12 protein-coding genes are annotated in these 18,922 nt (G+C 69.7%); 5 read left to right on the top strand and 7 right to left on the bottom strand.

Annotation, left to right across the window (positions count from 1 at the left end):
- Positions 1-95 precede the first annotated feature (95 nt).
- Entirely contained in the window at positions 96-1,961 is a 1,866-nt protein-coding gene (locus tag KS03_RS27390; protein WP_015876175.1) for a hypothetical protein, read from the top strand.
- A 143-nt stretch (positions 1,962-2,104) separates the two neighbouring features.
- On the opposite strand, the gene galU is transcribed toward KS03_RS27390, so the two are convergent.
- Both galU and KS03_RS27380 read right to left on the bottom strand, forming a co-directional pair.
- A complete protein-coding gene (gene galU, locus KS03_RS27385; protein ID WP_015876174.1) occupies positions 2,105-2,986 on the bottom strand; it encodes a UTP--glucose-1-phosphate uridylyltransferase GalU in 882 nt (293 codons plus the stop codon).
- Between the two features lie 88 nt (positions 2,987-3,074).
- On the bottom strand, positions 3,075-5,945 hold the full coding sequence (locus KS03_RS27380; RefSeq protein WP_015876173.1) for a valine--tRNA ligase: 2,871 nt from the start codon (positions 5,943-5,945) through the stop codon (positions 3,075-3,077).
- 294 nt (positions 5,946-6,239) lie between these two features.
- On the opposite strand from KS03_RS27380, the gene KS03_RS27375 reads away from it, so the two are divergent.
- Positions 6,240-8,609, top strand: a complete 2,370-nt coding sequence (locus tag KS03_RS27375) for a UvrD-helicase domain-containing protein (protein WP_015876172.1) — start codon at positions 6,240-6,242, stop codon at positions 8,607-8,609.
- A 5-nt stretch (positions 8,610-8,614) separates the two neighbouring features.
- Complete coding sequence (locus tag KS03_RS27370) at positions 8,615-9,421, top strand: 5'-methylthioadenosine/adenosylhomocysteine nucleosidase (RefSeq protein ID WP_015876171.1); 807 nt, start codon at positions 8,615-8,617, stop codon at positions 9,419-9,421.
- Positions 9,422-9,523: 102 nt separating this feature from the next.
- Here the strand turns inward: KS03_RS27370 and KS03_RS27365 are convergent, their stop codons facing one another.
- The gene (locus KS03_RS27365) at positions 9,524-10,771 is read right to left on the bottom strand and encodes an MFS transporter (protein WP_015876170.1); all 1,248 of its coding nucleotides are present in this window, start codon (positions 10,769-10,771) and stop codon (positions 9,524-9,526) included.
- Between the two features lie 360 nt (positions 10,772-11,131).
- On the opposite strand from KS03_RS27365, the gene KS03_RS27360 reads away from it, so the two are divergent.
- Positions 11,132-12,811 carry a methyl-accepting chemotaxis protein gene (locus tag KS03_RS27360; protein WP_015876169.1) on the top strand — a complete coding sequence of 560 codons (1,680 nt, stop codon included), beginning with the start codon at positions 11,132-11,134 and terminating at the stop codon, positions 12,809-12,811.
- Between the two features lie 70 nt (positions 12,812-12,881).
- On the opposite strand, the gene KS03_RS27355 is transcribed toward KS03_RS27360, so the two are convergent.
- From KS03_RS27355 to KS03_RS27340, 4 genes are read right to left on the bottom strand one after another with little or no spacing between them, the layout of a single operon-like run.
- Positions 12,882-13,829: an efflux RND transporter periplasmic adaptor subunit gene (locus KS03_RS27355; RefSeq protein ID WP_015876168.1), complete on the bottom strand. Its 948-nt coding sequence runs from the start codon at positions 13,827-13,829 to the stop codon at positions 12,882-12,884.
- 13 nt (positions 13,830-13,842) lie between these two features.
- Positions 13,843-14,046 carry a DUF1656 domain-containing protein gene (locus tag KS03_RS27350; RefSeq protein ID WP_015876167.1) on the bottom strand — a complete coding sequence of 68 codons (204 nt, stop codon included), beginning with the start codon at positions 14,044-14,046 and terminating at the stop codon, positions 13,843-13,845.
- Positions 14,043-16,259, bottom strand: coding sequence for an FUSC family protein (locus KS03_RS27345; RefSeq protein WP_015876166.1), 2,217 nt, complete (start codon positions 16,257-16,259; stop codon positions 14,043-14,045). Before KS03_RS27345 ends, KS03_RS27350 begins: the two co-directional genes overlap by 4 nt.
- Positions 16,260-16,271: 12 nt before the next feature.
- Entirely contained in the window at positions 16,272-17,750 is a 1,479-nt protein-coding gene (locus KS03_RS27340) for an efflux transporter outer membrane subunit (protein ID WP_230674414.1), read from the bottom strand.
- A gap of 206 nt (positions 17,751-17,956) precedes the next feature.
- Here KS03_RS27340 and KS03_RS27335 point away from each other — a divergent pair, with 206 nt between their 5' ends.
- Complete coding sequence (locus tag KS03_RS27335; RefSeq protein WP_015876164.1) at positions 17,957-18,898, top strand: LysR family transcriptional regulator; 942 nt, start codon at positions 17,957-17,959, stop codon at positions 18,896-18,898.
- Positions 18,899-18,922 lie beyond the last annotated feature (24 nt).

Below are 18,922 nucleotides of genomic sequence, written 5' to 3'. Positions count from 1 at the left end.
CGTCAGCGGCCCCGGGCCGGGACTCGACGCGCAATCCGACGCGCCCGCCTACGCGAGCGCCATCCATCGTCGTCGTCCCAGCCCCGAGGTGTCCGATGCAGGAAGATCCCCTGGTCCGATCCGTTCGCCGCAGATTCAGCCGCGCGCTCACTGCGACCATCAACGATGCGCCGAGCTATCCCGCAGTGCGGGTCGCCGTATTGACCACGCTGTCGGAGCTGTGGGCGCGGCTGCTCTCCCTGGTCGAGATGCTGCGGCAGGACCTGAAGCTCGATCCGGCGCAGCCGCTGCTGTATTTCTACATGAAGGGCGGCAACGCGTTCGAGTGCGTCGTCAATCCGGCCGGGCCGGCCGCCACGCAGAACGGCGGCGGCGCGTCCGACTGGGACACGCAGATCGTGGTGGACCCGTGGGCGCCGTTGCCGCTGCAGAACCACGTCTATTCGCTGGTGGAGGATCTGATCCTCGACGCGCTGCGCGACTGCGCCAGCGAGATCGCGAGATGGAATCCGGAAATCGTCTCGCCCGAGGAACTGCTGTATCAGGACGGCGCGGCCGCGCCGGCCTACCGCTACATGGCCGAGCTCGACGATCCGCAGACGATCCGCCAGGTCTTCGATCCGAAGCGCATCGGCCTTTGGCTCAACACCTCGCGCAAGCTCAGCGACCGCGCGATGCCGGGCGCCGCGCTGCCCGGCCTGATCTTCAACGACGCCATCGAGCCGTTCCTGCTGTTCAGACTCGGCTATACCTGGCATGCCCGGCCGCTCGACTGGCCCGCGCCGGCCTTCCCGGGCGCGGCGCTCGGGCCGGCGATCGAGCGCCCGCTGCTGATGGAGCTGATCGACGTGACGCTGCCGCGCCGCAATACCGTGGAAGCCGTCGAGGTCTGGGAGGACCTCGAATCGGGCCATGTGCAGGTCGCCCCCACGCCGGTTTCGCTGCAATACCAGGGCACCACCCACACGGTGCTGCTGCCGCTGCCGTCGCTCGCCTATCACTTCGACGAGCAGGCGCTGATGCTGAGCGAGGTCGCCGCGGGCGTATCGAAGAGCGTGGACAAGGTGATGTCGCGGTTCAACCGCCTGGCGCAGATCTACGCGCTGCCGGGCGCGCCGCTGGCCGCCTACCAGGCCGCGATGGCGGCGATGGCGGGCGTGACGGTGGCGCAGCTGGCGGTGCTGCCGGCGCCGGTGGCCTCGGTCACCGCCACGCTGGGCGCCCATGGCGCGGGCGCGGTGCTGGCCGCCGCGCCGGGCTCGCCGCAATACCTGGCGCTGAGCATGATGTACGTGATCGCGGCCCGGCAAATCCAGTATCGGGGCGAAGCCTGCCGCGCCGGTCGCCATTTGCTGAACCAGGTCATCGGCATGCTGCCGCCGACGGCGATCGCCGAGGCCGCCGCGAGCGACGATCTCGCGCTGTACTCGATGGTGGTGCGCAACGGCTATCTCGACAGCCGGCGTTTTCCCGCCTCCGGGATCGACATGTCGGCGTGGCTGCGCGTGCAGAACCCGGCGCAGCTCGAGGACACGGCGCAGCAGCTGCGCAGCAACCTGCCGGGCTGGCTGTCCGAGTTCGCGGCGCAGGCCGCCAACGCGGCGCCGAATCCGACCGAGGCCTGGATCACGCAAACCTTCTTCGGCAAGGTGCTGCGCGTCGAGCGGCGCTATCACACCACGCTGCGCTCGGCCGGCATGAGCCGCGAGGCGACGCTGGTGGTGTTCGCCGACGACCGCGCGGCCGCCGTCATCACGCTGACGGCGGCGACGCCGGGCGAGGCGCCGTTCTCGCCCGATCCGCTGCTGCCCGACGTCCTGCTCGCGTCGGTCGTGGATCAGGCGGAGCAGCGCAAGCTGTCGGCCGCGATGATCAAGGATTTTTGCATCCGAAACGCGCTGGCCAAGCAGCTGACCCTGCTCGAATGGCTGTTCCCGAGCATCTGGCGGCCGCAGCCGTAAGGCCTGCCGGGCCGGCCGGGGCCGTGCGGCCACGGCCGCGGCGGCGGCGCGCCAGCAAAAAGCGCCGCATGGCGCGGCGCTGGGGGGCGACCCGCGTTCGCGGGCGCCCTCGATCAGGTCGGCGGCGCGGGCGCCGCCACGGCTCAGGCCGGCGAGCCGGTGCCGCGCTCGCGCAGGTACTGCTCGAACTCGTCGCGCACCTCCGGGTGGCGCAGCGCGAATTCGATGGTGGCCTTCAGGTAGCCGAGCTTGCTGCCGCAGTCGAAGCGGGTGCCTTCGTACTTGTAGGCGAGCACCTGCTCGTCGGCCAGCAGGGCCTGGATGCCGTCGGTCAGCTGGATCTCGCCGCCCGCGCCGGGCTGGATCGTGCGCAGGTGATGGAAGATGCGCGGCTTCAGGATGTAGCGGCCCACCACGCCGAGGTTCGACGGCGCCACTTCGGGCGCCGGCTTCTCGACGATCGCCGACATCTTGATGATCGAGTCTTCCCATTCCTTGCCGTCGACGATCCCGTAGGACTTGGTGTCGGCCGGCGGGATTTCCTCCACGCCGATGATCGAGCTGTGATAGTGGTCGAACACGTCCACCATCTGCTTCATCACGGGCGGCTGGCCGTCGAGCAGGTCGTCGGCGAGGATCACGGCGAACGGGTTGTCGCCCACCAGCTTCTCGGCGCAGAGCACGGCGTGGCCGAGGCCGAGCGCCTCGGGCTGGCGCACGTAGAAGAAGTCGACGTTGGCGGGCTTGATGCTGCGCACCAGATCGAGCAGCTTTTCCTTGCCGCGTGCCTCGAGCTCGGCTTCGATCTCGTAGGACTTGTCGAAGTGATCCTCGATCGCGCGCTTGCTGCGGCCGGTGACGAAGATCATTTCCGTGATGCCGGCCGCGATGGCTTCCTCGACGGCGTACTGGATCAAGGGCTTGTCGACGACGGGCAGCATCTCTTTCGGGCTTGCCTTCGTCGCCGGCAGAAAGCGGGTGCCGAGGCCGGCAACCGGAAATACCGCCTTAGTGACTTTCAGCATGATCGACCTTTTATCCTTGGGTTGATTCTTCCGTACCCGCCCATGGTGATTGGGCTGGCACGATCCGTGCAACTGGGCTTACCGTTTGTTACGACGCCTGCAAGCGTGCCATCTGGGCCACCAGCTTGTCGAGCGTGCCGCGGAACTCGGCGATGCGCTTGTGCTCCTGCTCGACCACCGCGGGCGGCGCCTTGGCGACGAACGCCTCGTTGCCGAGCTTGGCCTCGCACTTGCGGATCTCGTTCTCGAGCCGCGTGATTTCCTTCGACAGCCGCTCGCGCTCGGCCGCCACGTCGATCTCGACCTTCAGCACCAGCTTGTTCGCGCCGACGATCGCGATCGGCGCGCCTTGCGCCTGCGCGTCGAGCGCGGCCTCGTCGGCCACGATGGTGACGTCCGAGAGCCGTGCCAGCGCCTTCAGATACGGCGCGAACGCGGCCAGCCGATCGAGCTTGCCGGTGGCCAAGAGCGGCACGCGCGTGGCCGGCGAGAGATTCATCTCGCCGCGCAGGTTGCGGCACGCGTCCACCACGGCCTTCAGCTCGGCCGCCCACTGCTCGGCCGCGTCGTCGAGCTTGGCGGGATCGGCGACGGGGTACGCCTGCACCATCAGCGAGGCCTCGCCCTCGGCCTTGCCCGCCGGATAGCGGCCCGCGAGCGGCGCGACCTTCTGCCACAGCGCCTCGGTGATGAACGGAATCACCGGATGCGCGAGGCGCAGCACCGTTTCGAGCACGCGCAGCAGCGTGCGGCGCGTGGCGCGCTGCTGCTCGGGCGTACCGTTCTGGATCTGCACCTTCGCGAGCTCGACGTACCAGTCGCAGTACTCGTCCCAGACGAACTTGTAGATCGCGTTCGCGATGTTGTCGAAGCGATAGTCGTCGAAGCCCTTGGCGATCTCGGCCTCCACGCGCTGCAGCAGCGACACGATCCAGCGGTCGGCCGCCGAGAAATCGAGGTAGCCGCCGGGGCCGCAGCCGCCGTCGCCGCACGGCTCCGGCTTGTCGCGCCCGCAGTCGTGGCCTTCGCAGTTCATCAGCACGAAGCGCGTGGCGTTCCAGAGCTTGTTGCAGAAGTTGCGGTAGCCCTCGCAGCGCGCCAGGTCGAAGTTGACGTTGCGCCCGAGCGTGGCCATCGAGGCCATCGTGAAGCGCAGCGCGTCGGTGCCGAACGCGGCGATGCCGTCCGGGAATTCCTTGCGGGTCTTCTTCTCGATGCTCGCGGCCTGCTTCGGATTCATCAGGCCGGTGGTGCGCTTGGCGACCAGATCCTCGAGCGCGATGCCGTCGACGATGTCGATCGGGTCGAGCGTGTTGCCCTTGCTCTTCGACATCTTCTGGCCTTCCGCGTCGCGCACCAGCCCATGCACGTAGACGGTGTGGAACGGCACCTTGCCGGTGAAGTGCGTCGTCATCATGACCATCCGGGCGACCCAGAAGAAAATGATGTCGAAGCCGGTCACCAGCACCGAGGAGGGCAGGAAGTGCTGCAGCTCGGGCGTCTCGTTGGGCCAGCCGAGCGACGAGAACGGCACGAGCGCCGACGAGAACCAGGTGTCGAGCACGTCCTCGTCGCGCCGCAGCGTGCCGGCATAGCCCTTGGCCGCGGCCTGCGCGCGCGCGTTAGCCTCGCTGCGCGCGACGAACACCTCGCCGTTCTCGCCGTACCAGGCGGGGATCTGGTGGCCCCACCAGAGCTGGCGCGAGATGCACCAGTCCTGGATGTTCTCGAGCCATTGGTAGTAGGTGGTGGTCCAGTTCTCGGGCACGAAGCGGATGCTGCCGTCGCGCACCACCTCGAGCGAGACCTCGGTGATCGACTTGCCAGGATGGAACGAGCCTGCCGGCGCCGGCTTCGTCATCGCGACGAACCACTGGTCGGTCAGCATCGGCTCGATCACCACGCCGGTGCGGTCGCCGCGCGGCACCATCAGCTTGTGCGGCTTGACGGAATCGAGCGCGCCGGCCGCTTCCAGGTCGGCCACCACGCGCTTGCGCGCCTCGAAGCGGTCGAGGCCGCGATAGGCCGCGGGCGCGTTGTCGTTGATCTTCGCGTCGAGCGTGAGGATCTCGATCTGCGGCAGGCCGTGGCGCTGGCCCACCTGGTAGTCGTTGAAATCGTGCGCGGGCGTGACCTTCACCACGCCGGTGCCGAACTCGCGATCGACATAGTCGTCGGCGATGATCGGAATCTCGCGCTCGGCCAGCGGCAGCCGCACCGACTGGCCGATCAGGTGGCGGTAGCGCTCGTCCTCGGGATGCACCATCACGGCCACGTCGCCGAGCATCGTCTCGGGGCGCGTGGTGGCGACCGTCAGGTGGCCGGCCCCCGAGACGAGCGGGTAGTTGATGTGCCAGAGGCTGCCGTCTTCCTCCTCGCTCGCCACTTCCAGGTCCGACACCGCGGTCATCAGCACCGGGTCCCAGTTGACGAGGCGCTTGCCGCGATAGATGAGGCCCTGCTCGTAGAGCTGCACGAACACCTCGCGCACCACCGACGACAGCTTGTCGTCCATCGTGAAGTATTCGCGGCTCCAGTCGGTGGAGGCGCCCAGGCGGCGCACCTGGTTCGTGATCGTCGAGCCCGATTTCTCCTTCCATTGCCAGACGCGCTCGACGAACTGCTCGCGCCCCAGGTCGTGGCGCGAGACCCGCTGCGCGTCGAGCTGGCGCTCGACCACGATCTGCGTGGCGATCCCCGCGTGGTCGGTGCCCGGCACCCACAGCGTGTTGTCGCCGCGCATGCGGTGGTAGCGGGCGAGGCCGTCCATGATCGTCTGGTTGAACGCGTGGCCCATGTGCAGCGTGCCCGTGACGTTCGGCGGCGGCAGCTGGATTGCGAAGTCCGGACGGTCGGGATCGAACCTCGGCGCGGCGTAGCCGCGCTTTTCCCACTCCGGCCCCCAGTGGGATTCGATGGTCTGGGGCTCGAAACTCTTCTCAAGCGTGCTGTCGCTCATGGTCGGAATTGGCTCTGAAAATGCAGAATTGATGCGGAAACCGTCAATTATAAATGGATGCGCATCGCACCGGGCATGGCCTGCCTCATTGACAGGCCGCATCGGCGCCGGTGGGCCGGTTTGCCGCGCGCCGCGCCGGCGCCCGGCGCGGCGGGGCCGCCGCCGTCGCGGGACCGGCCGCGCCGGCTCGCGCCGCTGCCCGGGCGCGCCGCCGTTCTATAATGGCGAGCCATCGCGCCGCCCGGCCGTGCCCGGCCCCGCGCGCCTCACGCCTCCTCGTCCGTCTTGCGCTTTATGCCCGATCTGTTAGCGAACCTGAATCCCGAACAATACGCCGCCGTCACGCTGCCGAACGAGCCCGCGCTGATTCTCGCCGGTGCGGGCAGCGGCAAGACGCGCGTGCTGATCACGCGGATCGCGTGGCTGATCCAGCACGGCTACGCGTCGCCGCCCACCGTGCTGGCCGTCACCTTCACGAACAAGGCCGCGCGCGAGATGCTCTCGCGCCTGTCGGCGATGATGCCGATCGACACGCGCGGGATGTGGATCGGCACCTTCCACGGCCTCTGCAACCGCATGCTGCGCGCCCACTATCGCGACGCCGGGCTGCCGCAGACGTTCCAGATCCTCGACACGGCCGACCAGCTCTCCGCCATCAAGCGGCTGATGAAGGCCTCGAACATCGACGACGAGAAGTACCCGCCGAAGAACGTCCAGTACTTCATCAACAACGCCAAGGAGCAGGGGCTGCGCCCGGACAAGGTCGAGGCCAACGACAGCTTCAACCGGATGTTCGTGCAGCTCTACCAGGCCTACGACCAGCAGTGCCAGCGCGAGGGCGTGGTCGATTTCCCCGAGCTGCTGCTGCGCTGCTTCGAGCTGCTGAGCTACAACCCGGCGCTGCGCGCGCACTATCAGGCGCGCTTCCGGCATATCCTCGTCGACGAGTTCCAGGACACCAACAAGCTGCAGTACGCGTGGCTCAAGCTGCTCGCGGGCGAGCAGAACGCGATCTTCGCGGTCGGCGACGACGACCAGTCGATCTATGCGTTTCGCGGCGCGAACGTCGGCAACATGCGCGACTTCGAGGACGAGTTCCGGGTCCGCAACCTGATCAAGCTTGAGCAGAACTACCGCTCGCACGGCAACATCCTCGACGCGGCCAACCACCTGATCGCCCACAACTCGCGCCGGCTCGGCAAGAACCTGCGCACCGACGCGGGCCACGGCGAGCCGGTGCGCGTCTACGAGGCGGCCACCGATTCGCAGGAGGCCGGCTGGATCGTCGAGGAGATCCGCTCGCTGATCAACGGCGGCATGGCGCGCAGCGAGGTGGCCGTGCTCTATCGCAGCAATGCGCAGTCGCGCGCGATCGAGCACACGCTGATGACGGCCGGCATCGCCTATCGCGTCTACGGCGGCCTGCGCTTCTTCGAGCGCCAGGAAATCAAGCACGCGCTCGCCTACCTGCGCCTGATCGACAACCCCAGCGACGACACGGCATTCGCACGCGTGGTCAACTTCCCCACGCGCGGCATCGGCGCGCGCTCGATCGAGCAGCTGGCCGACGCCGCGCGCCTGCACAATTGCGCGATGGCGGCGGCGATTCCCTACGTGACGGGCAAGGCCGGCACGAGCCTGGGCGCGTTCGCGAACCTGATCGCGAAGCTGCGCGCCGAAACCAGGCAGATGAGCCTGCCGGAGATGGTCGAGTACGTGGTGCGCGCGAGCGGCCTGGCCGATTTCTACCAAGGCGAGCGCGAAGGGCAGGACCGCCTCGAGAACCTGCAGGAACTCGTCAACGCGGCCGCCGCGTTCGTCAGCGAGGAGGGCTACGGGCTCGACACGCCGGCGCGCTCGATTCCGCTGCGCCCGGGCGCGAGCGCCGCGCCCGAACTGGCGGCGGGCGGCGACGCGGCCGGCGCCGTGCTCGCGCCGGCCGCTCCCGACGATCCGGCCCAGAACCCCGACACCATGACGCCGCTCGCGGGCTTTCTCTCGCATGCGTCGCTGGAGGCCGGCGACAATCAGGCCCAGGCCGGCCAGGACGCGGTGCAGCTGATGACGGTGCATGCGGCCAAGGGGCTCGAATTCTCGGCGGTGTTCATCACCGGGCTCGAGGAAGGCCTGTTCCCGCACGAGAACAGCGCGCTCGAAACCGACGGGCTCGAGGAGGAGCGCCGGCTGATGTACGTGGCGATCACGCGTGCCAAGGAGCGGCTCTACCTGTCGTTCGCGCAGAGCCGGCTGCTGCACGGCCAGACCCGCTACAACATCCGTTCGCGCTTCTTCGACGAGCTGCCGCAGCAGGTGCTGAAGTGGCTCACCCCGCAGGTCGAGGCCGGCAGCCGCTGGGGCGGCCGCGCCGACAACGCCGGCTGGGGCCGCAACTGGTTCGCCCGGCCGGGCGGCGCCGCAGGCGGCACGCGCGACGCGGTGGTGGACGCGGCCGTGACGGCGCCGCTGCCCGCGTTCGCGAACGCGCAGCGCGCGGCCGGCAACGGCTTCAAGGTCGGCCAGCCGGTGTTCCATACCAAGTTCGGCGAGGGCACGGTGACGGCCCTCGAGGGCGAGGGCGCCGATGCGAAGGCGCAGGTCCGCTTCAAGCGCCACGGCGAGAAATGGCTCGCGCTCGCGGTGGCGAAACTTCAGGCAGTGGAATGACGAGGATGCAGATGCCCTACGACAGGAAACGGCCGCTCGGCATCCTCGCCGCGCTGCCGCAGGAACTCGGCGACCTGGTCGCCCGGATGGAGACCGAAGGCGCGCTCGAGACGATCACGCTCGGCCAGCGCGAATACCACCTCGGCACCGCCTGGGGCGTGCCGTGCGTGGTGACGCTGGCGCGCGTCGGCAAGGTGGCCGCGGCCACCACCACGACCGCGCTGATCCATCGCTTCAACGTGCGCGCCGTGGTGTTTTCGGGCGTGGCGGGCGGCGTGGCGCGCGAGATCGCGGTGGGCGACGTGGTGGTGGCGAGCCAGTTGCTGCAGCACGACCTGGACGCCTCGCCGATCTTCCCGCGCCACGAAGTGCCGCTGCTCGGCGTGACGCGCTTCGCGGCCGACGCGGCGCTGTCGGCCGCGCTGCGCGCCGCCTGCGACGGTTTCGTGGCCGAGCGCGGCGCCGAGCTGAACGAGCGGTTCCGGCTGCGCGGCGCGCGCGTGCATAGCGGGCTCATCGTCAGCGGCGACCGCTTCGTCTCCAGCGCGCACGAAGTGGCGGCGCTGCGCGAGGCCGTGCCCGACGCGCTGGCCGTGGAGATGGAGGGCGCGGCGCTGGCCCAGGTCTGCCACGAGTACGGCGTGCCGTGCGCGGTGGTGCGCACCATCTCCGATACCGCCGACGACCATGCCACCGCGTCGTTTACCAACTTCCTCGCCGAGATCGCCGCGAGCTATTCGTCGGGCATCCTGCAGCGCTTTCTGGTCGCGCTGGCCGCCGCACACGCCGCCGCGGGCACGCAGCCGGCCTGAGCAGGCGTGCCGCCGGCCGCGCCGGCGGCCGGTTCGGGCCGCCCCCGGTCAGGCCGGCGCCCGCCTTCGATGAAGGCGCGGCGCGCGAGTGCCGCCGCGCCGTCAGGCGGCGCGGCCGGCCGCCCGCTTTCCCTCCACGTCGGGCAGCAGCACCGTCAGCACGCCGAGCAGCGGCAGGTACGCGCAGAGCTGGTAGACGTAGCTCACGCCCCTCGCGTCGGCAATATCGCCGAGCACGGCCGCGCCGATCCCGCCCATTCCGAACGACAGCCCGAAGAACAGGCCCGCCACGGTCCCGACCTTGCCGGGAATCAGCTCCTGCGCGTAGACGAGGATCGCCGAGAACGCCGAGGCCAGCACCAGGCCGATGATCACGGTCAGCACGCTGGTCCAGAGCAGGTTCGCGTGCGGCAGCGCCAGCGTGAACGGCGCGACGCCGAGAATCGAGGCCCAGATCACGTACTTGCGGCCGATGCGGTCGCCGATCGGGCCGCCGATCACGGTGCCGGCCGCCACCGCCGCGAGGAACACGAACAGGTGCAGCTGGGCGGCCTGCACGCTCAGGTGGAACTTGTCGATCAGGTAGAAGGTGAAGTAGCTGTTGATGCTGGCCAGGTAAAAGTACTTCGAGAACACCAGCACCATCAGCACGGCGAGCGCGAACGCGACCTGCCGCGACGACAGCGACGCATGGCGCGCGCCGGCCGTCTTTTTATGGCGCGCGGGCTGGCGCCGGTACCAGCGGCCGATCCGGGTCAGCACGACGATCGCCACCAGCGCGGCCACCGACACCCAGGCGATGCTGGGCCGCCCGTGCGGAATGATCACCAGCGCGGCCAGCAGCGGCCCGAGCGAGGAGCCGGCGTTGCCGCCCACCTGGAACAGCGACTGGGCGAGCCCATGGCGGCCGCCCGAGGCCAGCCGCGCGACGCGCGACGATTCCGGATGGAACACCGACGAGCCGCAGCCGACCAGCGCGGCGGCCACCAGCAGCAGGCCGAAGCTCGGCGCGGCCGACATCAGCAGCAGCCCCGACAGCGTGAAGCCCATGCCCACCGGCAGCGAGAACGGCAGCGGCCGCTTGTCGGTATAGAGCCCGACCAGCGGCTGCAGCAGCGAGGCGGTGATCTGGTAGGTCAGCGTGATCAGGCCGATCTGCGCGAACGACAGCGCGAAGTCGGCCTTCAGCATCGGATAGATCGCGAGGATCAACGACTGAATCATGTCGTTGAGCAGGTGCGAGAAGCTGATCGCGCCGAGCACCGGGTAATCGGTGCGAGCGGGCGCCGCGGCCGTGGCGGCGGGCGCGCTGCCGGTCACGGACGGGGGGGTGTCGAGACTGGTTTGCATGAGCGAGCGGGCTGGGGGCCCGGCCGGGGCCGGGCGGGTGGGTCGATTTTTGAGATTGCGAAGGCAGTGTAGGTTGGCTTGCGTGAATTGTCATGACAAGTTTTATCGCGAATCGGCCAGCATGGCGCGCGTCCTGCTGCCGGGGCCGCTGCGAGGGTAGCGGTCAAAAAAATCGGGTGAGATCATTGAACTTCTGACAACCGGTGATGACCCGGACTCAAGAAAAAAATGGTGCATGCCGTCAAGGTGTTCATTCGTGACGACACGCACGAAAAGGGCCATGCCGCAGACCCGCGGCTCGGCCGAACGGTGAAGCCGGAGCCGATCGATCCGGCGCAGCAACAGGACGGGGAGAATTCGATGATGGGGATTTCGCTGCGCGCTCGACCGGTAACGGACCGCGGCCCGGCAGGCGCTGCCACGCCGGCCGCGCGGACCCGCCCACCACGCGCGCCGCGGCACGCCGGCACCGGGCCCGCGCGCGCGTGGTCGGTGCGCGCGACGCTGTTCGCCGCGTTCGCGGTGGTGCTGATCGGCACGCTCGCCATCGGATTGTTCTCGCTCTGGCAGATCAGCAAGCTCGACGACTCGATCGGCTCGGTCTATGCGCAGGGGCACGTGGCGAGCAACGCGGCCGAGACGGTGCGGGCCCACGTGCTGCGCGCGAGCCGTGCGCAGAAGATGCTGCTGACCGCGACCACCGCGAAGGAGCGCGACGATCTCGGCAACGACATCGAGCAGGCGCTCGTCGGCATCATCAGCGAAATCAAGGTGCTGCAGCGCTACACGGCCCCGGGCGAACGCGCCGCGCTCGATCCGTTCAGCAAGGCGGTGGCGGGCTGGAGTGGGCACTTGCGCGATTTCGTGACGCTCGTCAAGCAGCAGCCGCTGGATCTGTCGCAGATGAACTGGCAGGTCGGCACCCAGGACGTCTCGCTGCTGGTCGAGACCGGCAAGCTCGAGAAGCAGGTGGACGCGCTGGTCGCCGCCTGCGGCGAGGCCGCCAAGGCCACCCGCGACGCCTCCACCGCACGCTTTCATGCCTCGTTCCTGATGATCGCGGCGATGACGGCCGCGCTGATCGTGGTCGCGATCCTGATCGCCGGCTGGGTGGTGCGTCGGCTTGGGGTGCAGCTCGGCGGCGAGCCCGCCACCGCGAAGACCATCGCGGCCGGCATCGCGAGGGGCGACCTGTCGCACCACGTCACGCTGTCCAAGCACGATCGCGGCAGCGTGCTGTACGCGCTCGACGACATGCAGCGCCAGCTGGCCAGCACGGTGCGCGAGATCGCGGCCAGCGCCGAGGCAATCGCCTCGGCCTCGGGCGAGATCTCGACCGGCAACCTCGACCTGTCGCAGCGCACCGAGCAGCAGGCGGTCGCGCTCGAACGAACCTCGTCGAGCATGTCGCAGCTCACTTCCACGGTGCACCAGAACGCCGAGAACGCGCGGCAGGCCAGCGCGCTCGCGCAGAACGCGTCGGACGTGGCCGAGCAGGGCGGCTCGGTGGTCAGCCGCGTGGTGGCGACCATGAACGAGATCGACGCGAGCGCGAAGAGCATCCGCGACATCATCGGCACCATCGAGGGCATCGCGTTCCAGACCAACATCCTCGCGCTGAACGCGGCGGTGGAGGCCGCGCGCGCCGGCGAGAACGGCCGCGGCTTCTCGGTGGTGGCGAGCGAAGTGCGCTCGCTCGCGCAGCGCTCGGCGACGGCCGCCAAGGAGATCCGCCAGTTGATCGGCACCTCGGTCGAGCGCGTCGCCAACGGCGCACAGCTGGCGACCGACGCCGGCCAGACGATGGAGGAGGTGGTGCGCGCGGTGCGGCGCGTGACCGACATCATCGGCGAGATCTCGGCGGCCTCGACCGAGCAGAGCGCCGGGATCGACGAGATCGGCCGCGCGGTCGAGCAGATGGACGCCGGCACCCAGCAGAACGCGGCGCTCGTCGAACAGGCGGCCGCCGCGGCGCGCTCGCTCGACGAGCAGGCGCAGGCGCTGAAGGCACTGGTCGGACACTTCCGGCTCGCCGCCTGAGTTCAGGCGAAGGCCGCCCACCGCACCGCGGGCCGCATGGCGGCCGGCGCCGGCCGGGCCGGTCGCCGTTTCAGGGCCTGGCCGGCGCGGTGGCCGCAGCCAAGGCGGCGGCTGGCGCCGGTGCCGTCGCAGCGGCGGCCGTGGGCGGCGCGACCGGCTGGCGCGCGTCGACGATCACCGTGCAGGTCGTGCCGGCCGACAGCACCACGCCGTCGGGTATCCGGTCGATATGGATGCGCACCGGCACGCGCTGCGCGAGCCGCACCCAGTTGAAGGTGGGATTGACGTCGGCCACCAGATCGCGGCTCTGCGGGTTGTCGCGGTCGTAGATGCCGCGCGAGATGCTGTCGACATGGCCCTTCAGCACGCCGCCGCTCATCAGCCGTATCTCGGCCGGCGCGCCGATCCGCACGCGCGGCAGCTTGGTTTCCTCGAAATAGCCGTACACCCAGAACGAATGGCTGTCGATGATCGCGAGCTTGGCGCTGCCGGCCGTCGCGTAGTCGCCGCGGAACACGTTCAGGTTGGTGACGTAGCCGTCCACCGGCGCCAGCACGCGCGTGCGCGCCAGGTTCAGCTGCGCGGCGTCGAGCGCGGCGAGCGCCTGCCGATACTGGGCGGCCGCGCCCGCGGCCGATTGCGCCGCGTTCTCGCGGCTTTCCTTCGACACCACCGCGGCATCGAGATCGGCGCGGCGCGCGGCGTCGGCACGGCGCATCTGCAGCTCGGCGGCGCGGGCGGCAACGGCGGCCTTGGCCTGCTCGACGGCGATCGCGTAGTGCGACGGGTCGATCTGCATGATCAGGTCGCCCTTGCGGACGAACTGGTTGTCGCGCACGGGCAGCTCGACCACGGCGCCCGACACGTCGGGCGCGACGTTGACGATGTCGGCGCGCACGCGGCCGTCGCGGGTCCACGGCTCGTCCATGTAGTGGACCCACAGTCGCTGGCCGATCAGGATCGCGACGACGAGGATCAGGGCTGTCGCGACGAAGCCGACGAGTTTTCTCAGTAGCATGGTTCGGTTCTCTTCAACGATAGACGGCGAGGCTCAGGCCGCCGCAGAGACAGACGAGCAGGCTGGCGCGGAACAGCGACGGATGCCAGACGAGGCGGTACAGGCCGGTGAACGACAGCAGCCGATCGACGATCCAGGTGAGGATCGCGCCGGCGATGAACATCAGCACGATGGTTGGCAGGTACGCGTCGAGGACGGCGATTTCTCGCGGCATCATGAGGGAGCTCCCGGGTTGAGCGGCACGCCCGCGCGGCCGTCGAGCGCCGCCAGCGGCGATTCGCGGTCGAGCAGCGCGGTGCGCACGAAATGCAGGTGACGGAGCACGCGCTCCAGGCGGTGGCGGTCCTGCGCGGGCGGCGCGAAGGTGTCGATGGCCTGGCGCGTCGCGGCGATCGCCTCGCCGTTGGCGGCCAGCGCGGCGTCGAAGCCTGCCGGCGTGGGGGTCGCGAACAGCGCCGTGATCGTCGCGCGGGTGCGGTGCACCGCGATGCGCCACGGCATGGTGGCGGCATAGCGCGGATCGCGCGGCAGCCCGGCCAACTCGTGGCGCAGGTCGAGGATCGCGTTGCCGACCTCGAGCACCGCGAACATCCAGCGCAGCGCCTCGCGCTGCACGCCCGGCTGGTCGGCCGACAGCACGTGGGCCTGGTGCATCAGGTCGCGCGTGCCGCTTTCGAAGCGCGCGCGCAGGCTGGCGCCGAGCCGCCCCCGGCAGGCCAGCACCACCTGGCGGCGCAGGTCGGCGAACAGCCGGCGCTTGAGCCAGGGCGTGGTGGGCGGCAGCAGGATCGCGAACGCGAGCGCGGCGAGCAGCATCGACAGCAGGATCGCCACGCCGTCGTTGATGAACTGCGACGGCGCATAGCGCGTGACGTTGTCGGGGCCGGCGAGGAAGCTGAAGAAGATCAGGTAGCCCATGCCGTGCGCCGCAGTGTTTCGCCTCACGGCCAGCCATAGGCCGATCGACAGCAGCGGCGTGAGCGCCACGCAGAGCATCGGGAAGCCGTCGATATGCGGGTAGATCTCGAACATCAGCAGCATGCCCATCGCCACGCCGAGCGTCGCGCCGAGCCCCATCTGCATGGCGGTGGCGCTCGGCTGCGGCGAGGCCGACGCGAGGGCGCAGACGGCCGCGCCGTTGAGCACCAGCATCCAGCCGCTGGGCCAGGCCGTCTCGATCCAGAACGCGCCCGCCACCAGGATGACGACCGCGGCACGCAGGCCGGCCGTCAGCGAGGCGGTCAGGTTGGTCTTGGGCTCGATATGTTCGATCCAGCGCTCGCGTTCGTGCGTCTCGCTGGCGAGCGAGCCGTAGGTGGCCGCATAGTCGTGCAGGTCCGAGACGAAGCGATGGAGCAGTTCCGCGGCCGTGTCGAAATCGAGCAGCGGAAAGCCGGGCCGGGGCTCGAGCCCGGCGCGCGTGGCAAGGATGCGCTGCGGCAGCGCATCGCGATAGTCGCGCAGCCGCTCGGCCACGCGCGCGGCGCCAGCGGCCGTCAGCACCGGCTGGCCGTCCGGCTCGAGTAGCGGCGCGAGCTCGCGGTAGTACGGATCGAGCGCGACGATGGCGGCCGCCTCGTGCGAGGCACGCAGGCGGTTCATCAGCTGGTGCAGCGCGTGGAAACGGCTCGACGCCATCATGAACTCGCTGTTCAGGCGCCTGAGCCGGCCGTTGCGGCGGCGCAGCTCGTGGTTCTCGAAGACCGCCATGCTGCGCGCGGCCTCGAAGCCGATGACGTCGGCCACGAAGCGGGTATGCAGGCTTTCGACATGGGCGCGCTCGAGCTTGCCCGACAGCACGGCCGCAACGTAGTCGACGAACGACGCGAAGCGATGGCGCAGGGTGGTGCGCACCTGCTCGCCGGTGTAGCGAGGAAACACCAGCGCTCCGACCAGCCCCGCCGCGACGATGCCCACCACGATCTCGGCGGCCCGCGTGAGCGCGCTCATGAACGCCGTGTCGGGCTGCTGCGAGGCGGGCAGGCCGATCAGCGCGACCGTGTAGCCGGCCAGCAGGAAGCCGTAGCTGCGGAAATTCCGGTTGCGCGCGGCGCCGGCGGTGCAGATCGCGACCCACAGCGCCACGGCCAGCAGGAACAGCACCGGCTGCTGCGGGAACAGGCCGATGATGACCAGCGTGGCCACCAGCCCGACCACGGTGCCGGCGAGCCGGTAGAAGCTCTTGGCCAGGATCGCGCCGCTTTGCGGCTGCATCACGATGAAGACGGTGGTCATCGCCGTCTTCGGCGCGGGCAGGTCGAGCACCATCGACACGCCGAGCGCGAGGAAGGCCGCCAGCAGCGCCTTGGCGAGATAGAGCCAGGCGTTGCCGTCGGTGCGCGCCCAGTCGGCGACGGCCGAGCCCAGCACGGCCAGCCGCGAGCGGTCGGCCGGCGGCGCGGCGGGGCGGGAGGAAGAGGGAGCGGACATCGCGGGCCTCGGTCAGTGGGCGGCCGGCACGGCGGCACGGGCGGGCGCGGCAGCGGCCGACGCGCCGGCCGCGGCGGGGACGGCCGCCGCCGCGTGATCGGGCGCATCGAGGCCGCCGCCGAGCGCGGCCATCAGCGAGGCATGCGCGGCGAGCCGTTCGGCCTCGATGCGCGTGCGGTTCTCCTGCGCGCGCAGCAGTTGCGATTGCGCGGCCAGCACGTTCACGTAATCGGTCAGCCCGCGCCTGAAGCCCTGGTGCGAGAGATCGAAGGCGCGGCGCGCGAGCGACACCGAGCGCGCCGCGTCCTCGCGCTGCGTGTCGAGCGAGCGGATCCGCACGACATCGTCGGCGATGCCCTTGAGCGCCGAGACGAGCGTCTGGTTGTAGTGATCGACGGCCTCGTCGTAGCCGGCCGAGGCGGCGCCGAGCTGCGCGCGCAGGCGCCCGCCCTCGAAGATCGGCAGCGTCAGCGCGGGGCCGGCCGACCAGCCGCCGTTCATCGACCGCAGGAAGCTGGTGAACGCGGCGCCGACGCCGAAGCCGCCCAGCGAGGCGAGCAGGTCGACGTTCGGATAGAAGCGGGCCTTCGCCACCTCGATGCCGTGCGCCTGCGCGTCGACCCGCCAACGCGCGGCGACCACGTCGGGACGCCGGCCGATCAGCTCGGCCGGCAGTGCCGAGGGCAGGGCCGCCGGCGCCGCCAGCGACAGCGCCGGACGCGTCAGCGCGTCGCCCGCGCCGGGGCCTTTGCCGGCCAGCGCGGCCAACTGGTGGCGGCCCAGCTGCACGGCCTCCTCGAGGCTGTCGATCTGCCGCGCGTAGTCGGGCAGCGGCGCCTCGGCCTGGCTGACTTCGAGCTGGGTGCCGATGCCGGCGCGCAGGCGCTTGCGGGCCAGCGTCAGCAGCTCGTTCTGGCGGTCGTAGGCCTGATGGGCGAGGTCGAGCAGCGCGAAGTTCCTGGCCAGCTCGATGTAGCTGCGCGTGACATTGACCTCGAGTTCGAGCCGCGCGGCGCGCTCGTCGGCCGCCCGGGCCCGCGCGGTGTCCAGCGCGCGCTCCGCGTTGTGTTTGTCCCCGCCCCACAGGTCGAGGTGGTAGGACAGGTTCAGCGTGCCGCTGTTGTTCCAGGTGTTGCTGTCGGCGAGCGTACCCGGGCCGTAGAAATAATCGTCGGGCCAATGCTTGCGCTGCAGCGAGAGCGCGCCGTCGAGCTGCGGCAGCGTGTCGGCGTGCGCGATGCCGGCCGCCGCCTGCGCCTGGCGCACGCGTGCCTGCGCGGCGGCCAGCGACGGATTGCCCGCTTGCGCGCTCGCAATCCATGCGTCGAGTTGCGGGTCGCCGTAGGCGCGCCACCAGTCGGCGCTCGGCCAGCCGGCATCGTGGTTCGCGGCGCGGATGGCGGCCCCCGCATCGAGTGCGGACGGCTCGACTTTCGACGCCCGCGGTGCAACGCGGCCGATGCTCGCGCAGCCGGCCATTGTTAATGACATTGCAAGAACCATCAGCGCGAGTGTCCCTTTTGTCGCCCGAGACTGCACGATTTTCTCCCGTTTGGATAAAAATGACCCGGGAATGATTATATTTTTTGATCTATTTCCGAATAAATCCGTAAGACCGCAAGGCATTTTTACGTTTTCTGGGACAATATTGCTGCGGTACTGTGCAACAATTTGCTCGCATTGAAGGGGGAGTCGGTATGGATACGCTTCAGAACATGCGTGTGTTCGTGCGCGTGGTCGATGCGGGGAGCTTCACCGCTGCCGCCCAGCAGCTGAATTCGACCACCGCCTACGCCTCGCGCGCGGTGTCGGACCTGGAGGCGCATCTGCGCACGCGTCTGCTGAATCGCACCACGCGCCGGATCGCGCTGACCGAGGCCGGCGAGCGCTACTTGCAGCGCTGCGAGCAGATCCTCGCCTACGTCGATCAGGCCGAGGCGGAGGCCGGCGACGCGCATGCCCGTCCGTCGGGCAAGCTGCGGGTCCACAGCATGACGAGCCTCGGCCAGCACTACGCGGTGCCGATGATTGCGCGTTACCGGCAGCGTTATCCCGAGGTGCAGGTGGACCTGACGCTCGCGCAGCGCCTGCCCGACCTGCTCGACGAGGGCTTCGACGTATCGGTGGTGGTGGACCGGCATCTGCCCGATTCCGGGCTGGTCTCGCAGCGTCTGGGGGAGACCTTCAGCGTTGCCTGCGCGTCGGCCGACTACCTCGAACGGCATGGCGTACCGCAGCGGCCCGAGGATCTGGACGCGCACGCCTGCCTCGGGATGGTGGCGACCGGCTTCGTCTGGGACGACTGGACGCTGGTCGGGCCGGACGGCGAGGAGCATTTCCCTCCCGCCCAGCGCTCGTTTTGCGTCAATGTGGCCGAGGCGCTGGCGGTGGCGATCCGCGAGGGCATGGGGGTGGGCGTGCTGCCGCTGCATACGGCGATCGCCGGGCTGCGTGCCGGCGATTTCGTGCGGGTGATGCCCGAATATCGCTCTCACGTGATGAATATCTACGCGCTGTACCCGTCGCGCCAATATCTCGACGCGAAGATTCGCACCTGGGTCGATTTCATGCGCGAGTCGCTGCCGGCCATCATCGAGGCCGACATCGAGACGCTGCAGCGCTTCACGCGCGCGACCTGAGCGGGCCAGCGCTGGCGCGGCCGC

The sequence above is a fragment of the Burkholderia glumae LMG 2196 = ATCC 33617 genome (assembly GCF_000960995.1).
Taxonomy (GTDB): Bacteria; Pseudomonadota; Gammaproteobacteria; order Burkholderiales; family Burkholderiaceae; genus Burkholderia; species Burkholderia glumae.
This window is presented reverse-complemented; position numbering and strand designations above follow the sequence as displayed.